This window comes from Arthrobacter sp. R3-55 (assembly GCF_054161505.1).
Genome location: NZ_CP096423.1, coordinates 1,364,410 through 1,377,706 on the forward strand (window position 1 = coordinate 1,364,410; position 13,297 = coordinate 1,377,706).

The window sequence follows — 13,297 nt, forward strand, 5'->3', positions numbered from 1 at the left end:
GAGGAGCACGGTATGGAATTCCTGATCTTCCTGGCAGTCATTGCCGCAGTTGGTGGTGGCGTGCTGTGGGGCCGCAAGAACTTTCGGAGCGAAATTGAGCGCGCCAAGCGGATCAGGCGTGCCAATAAGAACAATTAGCCCCTCGTTTTAACCTGATTGGGCGGTCAGGCTCACGATTCACGGCGACGGGCCCGCTCCAGCGCGCGCAGCCAGTAATAGGATTCTTTGGGAGTCCGCTCCAAGGTATGGAAGTCAACATGAACCAGCCCGAAGCGCTGGGAATAGCCGGCTGCCCACTCAAAGTTGTCCAGGAGCGTCCAGACGTAATAGCCGCGCAGATCCACATCCTCGGCAATTCCGCCGGGACCGGTTGCCGTCAGGGCATGGCCAAGGTGCTCGGCGAGGTAGGAGATGCGGTTGGTGTCCTGGAGCGGGCCGTCAACCTGCGGTGGTTCCGGAAAACTGGCCCCACCTTCGGTGATGTATATCGGGGGGAGGGCTTCCCCGTACCGGTCCTTCATCTGCCTCAGCAATAGCGCCAAATACTCGGGTGCAACAGGCCAGCCGAACCCGGTGGTGTCGTACTCCTGGTAGGCCGCCAGATGGAACGGGACCTTGGTCATCTCGGGAGAGGTTCCCGTGGGGATTTCTGCCGGGCCGGGACCGGAGGCGACCTTGACAGGGTAGTAGTAGTTGAGTCCGTAGAAGTCCAACGGCTGGCTGATCAGCTCAAGATCGCCGTCGTGGACAGTACCAAGGGAGCGGAACCAAGGTTTCATGGGTAGAGGCGGCCTGGGGTACTGGCCAAGCAGTATGGCATCGGCATAGATGCGGTTGAGGATCAGGTCAAGCGCCTGCGCCATGAGCCGGTCGCCGAGACTGGTGCCGGCGGGCTCGACGGGGCAGTGCATGTTGGATACGCCGATCTGTCCCTTCACTCCTGCATCCCGGAGTGCGCGTACCGCCATTCCGTGCCCCAGCAATTGATGATGTGCAGCAGGCAGGGAATCGAAAAGCAGCTCCCGGCCCGGGGCATGCACTCCCAACGAGTAACCCTGCACGGTGACGGAGACGGGCTCGTTCATCGTGACCCAGTGATCAACGCGGTCGCCAAAGCGTTCAGCCGCGGCCTCGCAGTAGACGGCGAAGCGTTCGGCTGTGTCCCGGTTCATCCATCCGCCGGCATGCTCCAGTTCCAGCGGGGTATCCCAGTGGTACAGCGTGGCCATGGGGGAGATGCCTGCAGCCAGGAGCTTATCGATGAGACGATCGTAGAAGTCCAGGCCCCGCTGATTGATCGAGCCCTTCCCGCCGGGTTGGATGCGCGGCCACGAAAGCGAAAAGCGGTAGGAGTCCACGCCAAGTTCCTGCATCAAGGCGATGTCTTCATCAGAGCGGTTGTAATGGTCGCACGCTACACTGGGGGAGCCGCCGTCGACTATTGCTCCCGGCTTTTCCGCAAACGCATCCCAGCCGGAAGGGCCGCGGCCATCGGCCGTCAGTGATCCTTCGATCTGGAAAGCAGCCGAGGCCACACCCAGCGTGAAACCGGGACGCAGCCGGGCGGCCAGATCTTCCACGGAGCCTGAATCCTGGACGGTCATGCACCCATCTTCCTCAGGCGCGGGCCGCCGGGCAATGGTCCTTCAAGGGCTCTTATGCCGCCGATTGGCCTTTACTCCGGATTTCCGCCATACTGGATGAGTTGTTCAAGCGCTTCTTCGTGTCCCGATCCGGATAATGCCGGGTGTCAGGGTCCAGGTTGAAGCCCAAACATAACCCTGAACCCCATGGAATGCGGTCGAGTCTGCGTGGAAATCGCGACACGCCCGACCGCGGGGGTCGGTGCGCCGGCAGGTTGAGGAACCCGGAATATCCGGATTCAGCTTGTGCGGCGTGTGGTGGTAAAACCTCAAACGCTTCGGCGGCCACATCAACAGGTAAGTAAACAGAGCAGCCCTAACTAGAGCAGCACTAGCTGAAAGAGAGTCAGGCGACATGGCGGGACAAAAAATCCGCATCCGGCTGAAGTCATATGACCACGAGGTCATTGATGTTTCAGCGCGGAAGATCGTTGAGACGGTCACGCGCGCAGGCGCAACGGTAGTCGGCCCGGTGCCGCTGCCCACGGAGAAGAACGTTTACTGCGTTATTCGCTCTCCTCACAAGTACAAGGACAGCCGTGAGCACTTCGAAATGCGTACTCACAAGCGTCTGATCGACATCATCGACCCCACGCCGAAGGCCGTCGACTCGCTTATGCGTCTCGACCTGCCTGCAGACGTGAACATCGAAATCAAGCTCTAGGGAGGTGCTGAGAGACTATGACCGCAACCCGTAACGTAAAGGGCCTGCTGGGCACGAAGCTCGGCATGACCCAGGTCTGGGACGAGAACAACAAGCTCATCCCGGTAACTGTTGTCCAGGCTGACTCCAACGTCATCACCCAGCTGCGCAACGCAGAGGTAGATGGCTACGTCGCCGTACAGATCGGCTACGGCCAGATCGACCCCCGCAAGGTCACCAAGCCGCTGGCTGGTCACTTTGAAAAGGCCGGCGTCACCCCTCGCCGCCACGTCGTCGAACTGCGTACCGCAGACGCCGCATCCTACGAGCTGGGCCAGGAGCTCTCTGTTGAGATCTTCGAAGCCGGCCAGAAGATCGACGTCGTCGGCACCTCAAAGGGTAAGGGCTTCGCCGGTGTTATGAAGCGTCACGGCTTCCACGGCGTTGGCGCTTCCCACGGTGCCCACAAGAACCACCGTAAGCCTGGCTCCATCGGTGGCGCATCCACCCCGAGCCGCGTCTTCAAGGGCCTGAAAATGGCCGGCCGCATGGGCGCCGAACGTCACACCACGCTGAACCTCACGGTTCACGCAGTTGACGTTGAGAAGTCGCTGCTCCTTATCAAGGGTGCCGTTCCCGGCGCCCGCGGCCAGGTCGTACTCGTACGCACCGCCGTGAAGGGAGCCTAGTTCAATGACTAGCACTGTCAAGGTAGACCTGCCTGCAGAGATCTTCGACGTCCAGACCAACGTGCCGCTGCTGCACCAGGTCGTCGTCGCACAGCTCGCTGCTGCACGCCAGGGTACCCACAAGACGAAGACCCGCGCCGAGGTTTCCGGTGCAGGTCGCAAGCCGTTCAAGCAGAAGGGTACCGGCCGCGCCCGTCAGGGTTCCATCCGTGCTCCTCACATGACCGGCGGTGGCGTTGTCCACGGTCCGACCCCTCGTGACTACAGCCAGCGCACCCCCAAGAAGATGAAGGCTGCTGCACTCCGCGGCGCCCTGTCTGACCGCGCCCGCAACGGCCGCATCCACGTCATCGCTGAACTGGTAGCCGGCACCAAGCCGTCCGCCAAGGACGCACTGGCTTCGCTGCGCTCCGTTACTGAGCGCAAGAACCTGCTCGTCGTTATCGAGCGCGCCAACGATGTTGCTGCACTTTCCGTGCGCAACCTCCAGGATGTTCACGTTCTGTACGCAGACCAGCTGAACACCTACGACGTGCTTGTCTCCGACGACGTGGTCTTCACCAAGGCTGCTTTCGAGGCGTTCGTCGCTGACAAGGCAAAGAACGAGGAGGCCTCCAAGTGAGCGTAACCACCATCAAGGACCCGCGCGACGTCGTGCTTGCACCCGTCGTTTCGGAAAAGAGCTACGGTCTGATCGACGAAGGCAAGTACACCTTCCTGGTGGACCCTCGCTCGAACAAGACCGAGATCAAATTGGCCGTCGAGAAGATCTTCTCGGTCAAGGTTGACTCGATCAACACCATCAACCGTGCCGGTAAGCGCAAGCGCACCAAATTCGGCTGGGGACAGCGCAAGAGCACCAAGCGTGCAATTGTCACCCTCAAAGAAGGCACAATCGACATCTTCGGCGGTCCGCTCGCGTAGCGGAGACCACTTTAACGAGGAAATAAATTATGGGAATCCGTAAATACAAGCCGACTACCCCGGGCCGTCGTGGCTCGAGCGTAGCCGACTTTGCTGAAATCACGCGATCGACTCCGGAAAAGTCGTTGCTGCGTCCGCTGCACAAAACTGGCGGTCGTAACAACTCCGGTAAGATCACCACCCGTCACAAGGGTGGTGGGCACAAGCGCCAGTACCGTCTGATCGACTTCCGTCGTCACGACAAGGACGGCATCAACGCCCGCGTTGCCGAAATCGAGTACGACCCGAACCGCACGGCTCGCATCGCACTCCTGCACTACGTTGATGGCACCAAGCGTTACATCATCGCCCCTAACAAGCTGTCCCAGGGTGACTTCGTCGAGGCTGGTCCCGACGCTGACATCAAGCCGGGCAACAACCTGCCGCTGCGCAACATCCCGGTTGGTACCGTAATCCACGCAGTTGAACTGCGTCCGGGTGGCGGCGCCAAGATGGCACGTTCCGCAGGTGCTTCGGTACAGCTCGTTGCCAAGGAAGGCCGTTTCGCCCAGCTGCGTCTGCCCTCCGGTGAAATCCGCAACGTTGACGTGCGCTGCCGCGCAACCGTCGGCGAGGTCGGCAACGCCGAGCAGTCGAACATCAACTGGGGCAAGGCCGGCCGCATGCGCTGGAAGGGCGTTCGCCCGACCGTCCGTGGTGTAGCCATGAACCCGGTTGACCACCCGCACGGTGGTGGTGAAGGTAAGACTTCCGGTGGACGTCACCCGGTTAACCCGAACGGCAAGCCCGAGGGCCGTACCCGCCGTCCGAACAAAGAGAGCGACAAGCTTATTGTTCGTCGCCGCCGTACTGGCAAGAACAAGCGATAGGAGCCTGGACACATGCCACGCAGCCTGAAAAAAGGTCCTTTCGTTGACCAGCACCTCTTTGTGAAGGTCGCACGGGAAAACGATAAGGGCACCAAGAACGTCATCAAGACCTGGTCCCGCCGTTCGATGATCATCCCCGACATGCTCGGGCACACGATCGCCGTACACGACGGACGCAAGCACATCCCGGTGTTTGTCACAGAGTCGATGGTCGGGCACAAGCTCGGCGAATTCGCTCCCACGCGGACATTCCGCGGCCATGTTAAGGACGACCGTAAGGGCAAGCGCCGCTAGGCGCCTGACTTTACGTCTTAGACGAGAGAAGGAAAGCAATGGAAGCCAAGGCTATTGCGCGTCACATCCGCGTAACGCCTATGAAGGCCCGGCGCGTCGTCAACCTTGTTCGTGGTAAGCAAGCGAATGAGGCTCTGGCAATTCTGAAGTTTGCCCCCCAGGCAGCTTCGGAGCCGGTATTCAAGGTACTTCAGTCGGCAATGGCCAACGCACGTGTCCTCGCGGACCGTGACGGCGTTGCATTCGACGACAGCGACCTCTTCATCACCGAAGCATTTGTTGATGAAGGCCCGACCATGAAGCGGTTCCAGCCGCGTGCCCAGGGCCGCGCCTACCGCATTAGGAAGCGGACCAGCCACATTACGCTGGTTGTCGCAACCCCGGAGAAAGAGGAGGCTCGCTAAGTGGGACAGAAAGTAAACCCGCACGGGTTCCGACTCGGCATCACCACCGACCACGTTTCGCACTGGTTCGCTGACAGCACCAAGCCCGGACAGCGCTACAAGGACTTCGTCCGCGAGGACATCAAGATCCGTCAGCTCATGTCCACCGGCATGGAGCGCGCCGGCATCGCCAAGGTCGAGATCGAGCGCACCCGCGACCGTGTCCGCGTGGATATCCACACGGCACGCCCGGGTATCGTTATCGGCCGCCGCGGCGCAGAAGCAGACCGCATCCGCGGCGAGCTCGAAAAGCTCACCGGCAAGCAGGTTCAGCTGAACATCCTCGAGGTCAAGAACCCCGAGATGGAAGCACAGCTTGTTGCCCAGGGCATCGCTGAGCAGCTGACTTCCCGCGTGGCTTTCCGCCGTGCGATGAAGAAGGCAATGCAGTCCGCACAGCGTGCGGGTGCCAAGGGCATCCGTGTTGCTTGCTCGGGCCGTCTGGGTGGCGCAGAAATGTCCCGCTCGGAGTTCTACCGCGAAGGCCGTGTGCCCCTGCACACCCTCCGCGCGAACATCGACTACGGCTTCTACGAAGCCAAGACCACCTTCGGCCGCATCGGTGTGAAGGTTTGGATCTACAAGGGTGACGTAACTGCCAAGGAACTGGCTCAGCAGGCAGCTGCTGCTCCGTCCCGTGGCCGTGCAGGAGACCGTCCGGGCCGCCCGGGTGGCGACCGCCGTCGTCGTAACGACCGTCCGGCAGCTGAGGCAGCACCTGCTGCCGTTGAAGCACCGGCCGCTGAAGCTGCTGCTCCGGCAGCAGAAGGAGGACAGGCTTAAATGCTTATCCCACGTCGAGTCAAGCACCGTAAGCAGCACCACCCGGGTCGTTCCGGCGCTGCTACGGGCGGCACCAAGGTCAGCTTCGGTGAGTACGGTATCCAGGCTCTTAGCCCGGCATACGTAACCAACCGTCAGATCGAATCCGCTCGTATCGCGATGACCCGCCACATCAAGCGTGGCGGCAAGGTCTGGATCAACATCTACCCGGACCGTCCGCTGACGAAGAAGCCTGCCGAAACCCGTATGGGTTCCGGTAAGGGTTCTCCGGAATGGTGGGTCGCAAACGTCAAGCCGGGCCGGGTTCTCTTCGAACTCTCCGGTGTCAATGAAGAGGTAGCTCGCGAGGCCCTGCGCCTGGCAATCCACAAGCTCCCGTTGAAGGCACGCATTGTGCGTCGCGAAGGTGGTGAATAGAAATGGCAGTAGGGTCGAAGGATCTCGCACCCGCACAGCTGGACGGTTTCGACAACGAGCGTCTCGTTGAAGAACTCCGCAAGTCCAAGGAAGAGCTGTTCAACCTGCGTTTCCAGTCCGCCACCGGACAGCTGGAGAACCACGGTCGCCTGCGCGCGGTAAAGAAGGACATCGCACGCATCTACACCGTTCTCCGTGAGCGCGAGCTGGGCATTCGTGCCGAGGTTGCCGCACCGGTTGTGGAAGCCAAGGAAGAAAAGAAGTCCAAGAAGGCTGCCAAGGCTGAAAAGGCCGAGGTTGAAGCTGGAGAGGACGCCAAGTGAGCGAGAAGGAAACTGTGACGGAAGCAGCAGCCAGCGCTGAACAGCGCGGTTACCGTAAGACGCGTCGCGGCTACGTTGTCTCTGACAAGATGGAAAAGACCATCGTTGTTCAGGTTGAAGACCGCGTGAAGCACGCTCTGTACGGCAAGGTTATTCGCCGCACCTCGAAGATCAAGGCTCACGACGAAGAGAACACCGCCGGCATCGGCGACCTCGTTCTCATCTCTGAGACCCGCCCGCTGTCTGCTACCAAGCGGTGGCGTCTGGTGGAGATCCTCGAAAAGGCCAAGTAAATCCAACGCCAGGCTTGCCTGGCAGTGATTCACTGGAAAGGTCCGTGTTCCTTTGGGAATGCGGGCCTTTCCGCTTGTCCGGACGTTTCGGCTTCGGGTTGAAAACGTGCTAGGATATTGAGTTTGTATGGCGCCACTTGTGCGTCATCAACTACCTCGTAAACAATCGTGCCGCTGCATACTGCCCCGCGCAGAGTTTTCTGCAAGGGAAGCTGATGCTTGTGGCACGGGCGTTTAGGCCTGTACTGGCAAAATCCAGGCAGGTCAAGAGACACCCCGATCAACCGTTCCGCAAGGCTCATTCCGTATGCATGATTTCGGTCTGAGAACCGGCGCGACGCAAGGAGTAAAAATTGATTCAGCAGGAGTCGCGACTCAAGGTCGCCGACAACACGGGTGCTAAGGAAATCCTTACCATTCGCGTTCTCGGTGGATCCGGTCGTCGCTACGCAGGCATTGGCGACGTGATCGTCGCTACCGTCAAGGACGCTATCCCTGGCGGAAACGTAAAGAAGGGTGACGTCGTCAAGGCTGTCATCGTTCGTACCAAGAAGGAACGCCGCCGTGCGGATGGTTCCTACATCAAGTTTGACGAAAACGCAGCTGTGATCCTGAAGAACGACGGTGACCCCCGCGGTACTCGTATCTTCGGCCCGGTTGGTCGTGAACTTCGCGACAAGAAGTTCATGAAGATCGTTTCGCTGGCCCCGGAGGTGCTTTAGTCCATGGCTAAGATCAAGAAGGGTGACCTCGTTCAGGTCATCACCGGCGCCAAGCAGGAACGCGGCGGAGACCGCGGCAAGCAGGGCAAGGTTCTGCGCGTATTCCCGGACACCAACCGCGTGCTGGTAGAGGGAATCAACCGCGTCACCAAGCACACCAAGGTCGGTCAGTCGCAGCGCGGCACCAAGACCGGTGGCATCGAGGTTGTTGAAGCCCCGATCCACGTTTCCAACGTTGCTCTGGTTGACCCGTCGACCAAGAAGCCGACCCGTGTTGGTTTCCGTCTCGACACCGTTGAGAAGGATGGCGCTACCAAGACCGTCCGTATCCGCGTGTCCAAGGCCACCGGGAAGGACATCTAATGACTGAGACTCTCGAGACTCCAGTGAAGATCGTTCCGCGTCTGAAGACCAAGTATGCAGAGACCATCAAGAAGTCCCTGCAGGGGGAATTCAGCTACGCGAACGTCAACCAGGTTCCCCGCCTGGTCAAGGTTGTTGTGAACATGGGTGTTGGAGATGCCGCCAAGGACTCCAAGCTGATCGACGGCGCTGTCCGCGACCTCACCCTGATCACCGGCCAGAAGCCGCAGGTAACCAAGGCCCGCAAGTCGATCGCACAGTTCAAGCTGCGCGAAGGCATGCCGATCGGTGCACACGCAACTCTGCGTGGAGACCGTATGTGGGAATTCGTGGATCGTCTGGTTTCGCTGGCTCTGCCGCGTATCCGTGACTTCCGCGGCCTCAACGGCAAGCAGTTCGATGGCAACGGCAACTACACCTTCGGTCTGACCGAGCAGGTTATGTTCCACGAGATCGACCAGGACTCCATCGACCGCGTACGCGGTATGGACATCACGGTCGTCACCACCGCCAAGACCGATGACGAAGGCCGCGCGCTGCTCAAGGCGCTTGGTTTCCCGTTCAAGACCGAAAACTAACTACGTGACAGGTCCGACTACGCAGGCTCTTGAGAGCCGGCGCAGCGGAAACCGGTACGAGGAAGGGCTATAGCCCAAATGACTATGACAGATCCTGTCGCAGACATGCTCACGCGTCTGCGCAATGCAAACTCGGCATACCACGACACCGTGTCCATGCCGTACAGCAAACTGAAGGCACGCGTTGCTGACATCCTGAAGGCAGAAGGCTACATTGCCGGCTGGAAGGAAGAAGACGCCGAGGTTGGCAAGAAGCTGACCATCGACCTGAAGTTCGGTCCGAACCGCGAGCGTTCAATCGCTGGCGTCCGCCGCATCTCCAAGCCGGGTCTCCGCGTTTACGCGAAGTCCACCAACCTGCCGCACGTGCTGGGTGGCCTGGGTATCGCAATCCTGTCCACCTCTTCCGGCCTCCTGACTGACAAGCAGGCCGGTAAGAAGGGCGTGGGCGGCGAAGTCCTCGCGTACGTCTGGTAACGGGAAAGGAAGAGAATAATGTCACGTATTGGACGTCTCCCCATCACCGTTCCTGCCGGAGTTGAGGTCAAGCTCGATGGCTCCGTCATCAGCGTCAAAGGTGCCAAAGGCGAGCTGAGCCACACTGTGGCCAGCCCGATCGAGGTTACCCAGGAAGAGAACACCCTGACGGTCACCCGCCCGAACGACGAGCGCAACTCGCGTTCGCTGCACGGCCTGACCCGCACCCTGATCGCCAACATGATCCAGGGCGTTACCGAGGGCTACGAGAAGAAGCTTGAAATCGTTGGTACTGGTTACCGCGTTCAGGCCAAGGGTTCTGACCTGGAGTTCGCTCTGGGCTACAGCCACCCGGTTAACGTCTCTGCACCCGAAGGCATCACCTTCGTAGTAGAGGGTCCGACCAAGCTCTCTGTTTCGGGTATCAACAAGCAGCAGGTCGGCGAGGTTGCTGCCAACATTCGCAAGCTGCGCAAGCCTGACCCCTACAAGGGCAAGGGTGTCCGTTACGCCGGCGAAGTCATCCGCCGCAAGGTCGGAAAGGCTGGTAAGTAAACCATGGCCATCGCAATTAACAAGAAGCGTTCGAACAAGAGCAAGTCTGCTGCACGCAGCCGTCGCCAGCTTCGTATCCGCAAGCGCATCACCGGTACGGCTGTACGTCCTCGTCTGGTCGTCAACCGTTCGGCACGTCACGTATTCGTCCAGGTTGTCGATGACAGCAAGGGTGTAACCGTGGCTTACGCTTCCACCCTGGAAGCTGACCTTCGCGCATTTGACGGAGACAAGACTGCCAAGGCCAAGCGCGTCGGCGAGCTCGTTGCAGAGCGCGCCAAGGCTGCAGGCGTCGAGGCTGTTGTCTTCGACCGTGGCGGTAACAAGTACCACGGCCGCATCGCCGCCGTCGCTGACGGTGCTCGCGAAGGTGGGCTGGCACTGTGACCGTTGAAAATAACGAAAAGGACATTCAGGTGACTGAAGCTGTAGCTGCTGAAGCAACTGAGACCGCACCCGCTGCCGATGACCGCCGCGGCGGACGTCGTGGCGAGCGCGGCGACCGTGGCCAGGGCCGCGGCGACCGTGGTGGCCGTGGTGGCCGCGACGGCGGTCGTGAGGCTGAGAAGAGCCAGTTCGTAGAGCGCGTTGTCACCATCAACCGCGTTGCCAAGGTCGTCAAGGGTGGTCGTCGCTTCAGCTTCACCGCTCTCGTCGTCGTCGGTGACGGCAACGGTATGGTCGGCGTGGGCTACGGCAAGGCCAAGGAAGTTCCCGCTGCTATCGCAAAGGGCGTTGAAGAGGCCAAGAAGTCCTTCTTCCGCGTTCCCCGCGTTGGCAACACCATCCCGCACCGTGTGCAGGGTGAGGCTGCTGCAGGCGTAGTCCTGCTGCGTCCGGCTTCCGCCGGTACCGGTGTTATCGCCGGTGGTCCGGTCCGCGCGGTATTGGAGTGCGTGGGTATCCACGACATCCTCTCCAAGTCGCTCGGTTCTTCCAACGCGATCAACATCGTTCACGCGACCGTTGCCGCTCTGAAGCAGCTCGAAGAGCCCGCTTCCGTGGCTGCCCGCCGTGGCCTGCCGCTGGACGAGGTTGCTCCTGCTGCTCTGGTGCGCGCGCTCCAGAACCAGAAGGCAGGTGTTTAGTCATGGCTAAGAACCTGACTCCCTCCGACGCCCAGTTGGAGATCACCCAGATCAAGGGCGTCATTGGCGCCAAGCAGAACCAGATCGCCACCCTTCGGTCCCTCGGACTCAAGCGCATCGGACACACTGTTGTCCGCACCGCTGACGCCGTGACCGTTGGAATGCTGAACACGGTTCCGCACCTCGTGAATGTAGAGGAGGCGAAGTAATGGCAGAGAACAAGACCGCCGCAGAGACTGCTGAGAAGCAGAACGCTCTGAAGGTCCACCACCTGCGTCCCGCCCCGGGTGCCAAGACCGCCAAGACCCGTGTGGGTCGTGGCGAAGGCTCCAAGGGTAAGACCGCTGGTCGCGGTACCAAGGGTACGAAGGCCCGCTACCAGGTAAAGGCTGGCTTTGCCGGCGGCCAGCTGCCGCTGCACATGCGCCTGCCGAAGCTGCGCGGCTTCAAGAACCCGTTCCGGGTTGAGTTCCAGGTTGTAAACCTGGAGAAGCTCAACGAGCTGTTCCCGGAAGGTGGCGCTGTCACCGTTGAATCCCTGGTTGAGAAGGGTGCCGTTCGCAAGAACCAGCCCGTGAAGGTGCTTGGCACCGGCGACATCACCGTCAAGGTTGATGTTACGGCCCACGCATTCTCCGCCAGCGCTTCGGAAAAGATTGCTGCAGCAGGCGGAAGCACCACTGCTCTCTAAGAGCCAGTGGGGCAGATGCCCGTTGTAAAAAGGATCCCGGTACCCGGGGCTTCGGCCCTGAGTACCGGGATTTTTTTCGTGGTTGTGGACTCGCGATTATTACGACGGCGTCACAAGCAGTTAGACTCGGTTGTTGGGTTTCATTGAGCCCTATCACATCCTTGTACTTTCTACTCAGGAGGACGCTTGCTAAGCGCATTCGGCCGGGCGTTTCGGACGCCTGATTTGCGACGCAAGTTGTTGTTCACGCTGGGAATCATCACAATCTTCCGCTTGGGAGCTTTTATCCCCTCGCCTGGTGTGAACTACCAGAATGTCCAGCAATGCTTGAACACCGGTGACACCTCGCAGGGCATCTACCAGCTGGTGAACTTGTTCAGCGGCGGCGCGTTGCTGCAGGTCTCAGTCTTTGCCTTGGGCATCATGCCCTACATCACGGCGAGCATCATCGTACAGCTGCTCCGGGTGGTCATTCCCCGGTTCCAGCAGCTCTACGAAGAGGGTTCGTCGGGACAGTCAAAGTTGACCCAGTACACCCGGTACCTCACTATCGCCCTCGGACTGCTGAACGCCACCACGCTGGTGTCCCTGGCACGGTCCGGTCAGCTGCTCCCGGGCTGCAACCTGCCCATCATTCCTGATGAGAGCATCATGACCACGATCCTCATCATCATCACTTTGACGGCCGGTACCGGCCTGATCATGTGGATGGGCGAACTGGTGACGGAGAAGGGCGTGGGCAACGGTATGTCGCTGCTCATCTTCACCTCCATTGCTGCAAGCTTCCCGGGTTCCCTCGGTTCCATCTGGGAGAGCAAGGGCCCCGGCACCTTCTTCACCGTGCTGGCTGTAGGCCTCCTGACCGTGGCTTTGGTTGTTTTCGTGGAGCAGTCCCAGCGACGTGTTCCGGTCCAATATGCCAAGCGCATGATTGGCCGCCGCACCGTGGGCGGAACCAGTACCTACATTCCCATCAAGGTGAACATGGCCGGCGTCGTGCCTGTTATCTTCGCTTCCTCCATGCTGTACCTGCCTGGCCTGATTGCTCAGTTCAACCAGCCGGCTGCAGGGGAGCAGATGGCTCCATGGGTTGAATGGATCAACAACAACCTCACCCGTGGCGACCACCCCATCTACATGGCGCTCTACTTTGCCATGATCGTGTTCTTCACCTACTTCTACGTGGCCATCACCTTCAACCCTGAAGAAGTGTCGGACAACATGAAGAAGTACGGCGGGTTCATTCCGGGCATCCGGGCGGGTAAACCGACCGCGGACTACCTGCAGTACGTGCTTTCCAGGATCACCCTGCCGGGAGCCCTTTACCTGGGCTTCGTGGCGTTGATTCCGCTGGTTGCACTCGTCCTGATCAATGCCAACCAGAACTTTCCGTTCGGTGGCACGTCAATCCTGATCATGGTGGGTGTCGGCCTGGAAACCGTCAAGCAGATTGATGCGCAGCTACAACAACGTCACTACGAAGGGCTTTTGCGATGACGAGA

The 13,297-nt window shown here is 60.1% G+C and carries 23 protein-coding genes; 22 read left to right on the top strand and 1 reads right to left on the bottom strand.

Annotated elements, in window-relative coordinates; genetic code table 11:
• Positions 1-12 precede the first annotated feature (12 nt).
• Complete coding sequence (locus M1D51_RS06370) at positions 13-138, top strand: hypothetical protein (RefSeq protein ID WP_256378464.1); 126 nt, start codon at positions 13-15, stop codon at positions 136-138.
• A 32-nt stretch (positions 139-170) separates the two neighbouring features.
• Here the strand turns inward: M1D51_RS06370 and M1D51_RS06375 are convergent, their stop codons facing one another.
• The gene (locus tag M1D51_RS06375; protein ID WP_458108964.1) at positions 171-1,604 is read right to left on the bottom strand and encodes a GH1 family beta-glucosidase; all 1,434 of its coding nucleotides are present in this window, start codon (positions 1,602-1,604) and stop codon (positions 171-173) included.
• A gap of 394 nt (positions 1,605-1,998) precedes the next feature.
• On the opposite strand from M1D51_RS06375, the gene rpsJ reads away from it, so the two are divergent.
• The 21 genes from rpsJ to secY all read left to right on the top strand — a co-directional run bounded on the left by rpsJ (position 1,999) and on the right by secY (position 13,292).
• Entirely contained in the window at positions 1,999-2,307 is a 309-nt protein-coding gene (gene rpsJ / locus M1D51_RS06380) for a 30S ribosomal protein S10 (protein ID WP_003803825.1), read from the top strand.
• A 17-nt stretch (positions 2,308-2,324) separates the two neighbouring features.
• Complete coding sequence (rplC, locus tag M1D51_RS06385) at positions 2,325-2,975, top strand: 50S ribosomal protein L3 (RefSeq protein ID WP_026539807.1); 651 nt, start codon at positions 2,325-2,327, stop codon at positions 2,973-2,975.
• Positions 2,976-2,979: 4 nt separating this feature from the next.
• A complete protein-coding gene (gene rplD / locus M1D51_RS06390; protein WP_089595800.1) occupies positions 2,980-3,597 on the top strand; it encodes a 50S ribosomal protein L4 in 618 nt (205 codons plus the stop codon).
• Positions 3,594-3,899, top strand: a complete 306-nt coding sequence (rplW, locus tag M1D51_RS06395) for a 50S ribosomal protein L23 (RefSeq protein ID WP_011775593.1) — start codon at positions 3,594-3,596, stop codon at positions 3,897-3,899. The genes rplD and rplW overlap by 4 nt, the downstream gene beginning before the upstream one ends.
• A 29-nt stretch (positions 3,900-3,928) precedes the next feature.
• Positions 3,929-4,768 carry a 50S ribosomal protein L2 gene (gene rplB / locus M1D51_RS06400; RefSeq protein ID WP_011775592.1) on the top strand — a complete coding sequence of 280 codons (840 nt, stop codon included), beginning with the start codon at positions 3,929-3,931 and terminating at the stop codon, positions 4,766-4,768.
• 12 nt (positions 4,769-4,780) lie between these two features.
• Positions 4,781-5,062 (top strand): 30S ribosomal protein S19, encoded by a 282-nt coding sequence (gene rpsS / locus M1D51_RS06405; RefSeq protein WP_011775591.1) that lies wholly within the window; start codon positions 4,781-4,783, stop codon positions 5,060-5,062.
• Positions 5,063-5,100: 38 nt separating this feature from the next.
• The gene (gene rplV / locus M1D51_RS06410) at positions 5,101-5,466 is read left to right on the top strand and encodes a 50S ribosomal protein L22 (protein WP_011775590.1); all 366 of its coding nucleotides are present in this window, start codon (positions 5,101-5,103) and stop codon (positions 5,464-5,466) included.
• Positions 5,467-6,288, top strand: coding sequence for a 30S ribosomal protein S3 (gene rpsC / locus M1D51_RS06415; RefSeq protein ID WP_011775589.1), 822 nt, complete (start codon positions 5,467-5,469; stop codon positions 6,286-6,288).
• Positions 6,289-6,705: a 50S ribosomal protein L16 gene (gene rplP / locus M1D51_RS06420; RefSeq protein WP_003803795.1), complete on the top strand. Its 417-nt coding sequence runs from the start codon at positions 6,289-6,291 to the stop codon at positions 6,703-6,705.
• 2 nt (positions 6,706-6,707) lie between these two features.
• Positions 6,708-7,028, top strand: coding sequence for a 50S ribosomal protein L29 (gene rpmC, locus M1D51_RS06425; protein ID WP_014922387.1), 321 nt, complete (start codon positions 6,708-6,710; stop codon positions 7,026-7,028).
• A complete protein-coding gene (rpsQ, locus tag M1D51_RS06430; RefSeq protein WP_011775587.1) occupies positions 7,025-7,321 on the top strand; it encodes a 30S ribosomal protein S17 in 297 nt (98 codons plus the stop codon). Before rpmC ends, rpsQ begins: the two co-directional genes overlap by 4 nt.
• A 353-nt stretch (positions 7,322-7,674) precedes the next feature.
• Complete coding sequence (rplN, locus tag M1D51_RS06435) at positions 7,675-8,043, top strand: 50S ribosomal protein L14 (protein ID WP_003803789.1); 369 nt, start codon at positions 7,675-7,677, stop codon at positions 8,041-8,043.
• A 3-nt stretch (positions 8,044-8,046) separates the two neighbouring features.
• On the top strand, positions 8,047-8,406 hold the full coding sequence (gene rplX / locus M1D51_RS06440; protein ID WP_062073171.1) for a 50S ribosomal protein L24: 360 nt from the start codon (positions 8,047-8,049) through the stop codon (positions 8,404-8,406).
• Positions 8,406-8,984, top strand: coding sequence for a 50S ribosomal protein L5 (rplE, locus tag M1D51_RS06445; RefSeq protein WP_458108965.1), 579 nt, complete (start codon positions 8,406-8,408; stop codon positions 8,982-8,984). Before rplX ends, rplE begins: the two co-directional genes overlap by 1 nt.
• 78 nt (positions 8,985-9,062) lie before the next feature.
• Complete coding sequence (gene rpsH, locus M1D51_RS06450; RefSeq protein ID WP_011775584.1) at positions 9,063-9,461, top strand: 30S ribosomal protein S8; 399 nt, start codon at positions 9,063-9,065, stop codon at positions 9,459-9,461.
• A gap of 18 nt (positions 9,462-9,479) precedes the next feature.
• Complete coding sequence (gene rplF / locus M1D51_RS06455) at positions 9,480-10,016, top strand: 50S ribosomal protein L6 (protein WP_026539812.1); 537 nt, start codon at positions 9,480-9,482, stop codon at positions 10,014-10,016.
• A gap of 3 nt (positions 10,017-10,019) precedes the next feature.
• Positions 10,020-10,403, top strand: coding sequence for a 50S ribosomal protein L18 (gene rplR / locus M1D51_RS06460; protein WP_011775582.1), 384 nt, complete (start codon positions 10,020-10,022; stop codon positions 10,401-10,403).
• Between the two features lie 29 nt (positions 10,404-10,432).
• Complete coding sequence (gene rpsE, locus M1D51_RS06465; protein WP_026539813.1) at positions 10,433-11,104, top strand: 30S ribosomal protein S5; 672 nt, start codon at positions 10,433-10,435, stop codon at positions 11,102-11,104.
• A gap of 2 nt (positions 11,105-11,106) precedes the next feature.
• On the top strand, positions 11,107-11,313 hold the full coding sequence (gene rpmD, locus M1D51_RS06470) for a 50S ribosomal protein L30 (RefSeq protein WP_026539814.1): 207 nt from the start codon (positions 11,107-11,109) through the stop codon (positions 11,311-11,313).
• A complete protein-coding gene (gene rplO / locus M1D51_RS06475) occupies positions 11,313-11,795 on the top strand; it encodes a 50S ribosomal protein L15 (protein ID WP_035760461.1) in 483 nt (160 codons plus the stop codon). Before rpmD ends, rplO begins: the two co-directional genes overlap by 1 nt.
• A gap of 186 nt (positions 11,796-11,981) precedes the next feature.
• Positions 11,982-13,292, top strand: a complete 1,311-nt coding sequence (secY, locus tag M1D51_RS06480) for a preprotein translocase subunit SecY (protein WP_172324490.1) — start codon at positions 11,982-11,984, stop codon at positions 13,290-13,292.
• Positions 13,293-13,297 lie beyond the last annotated feature (5 nt).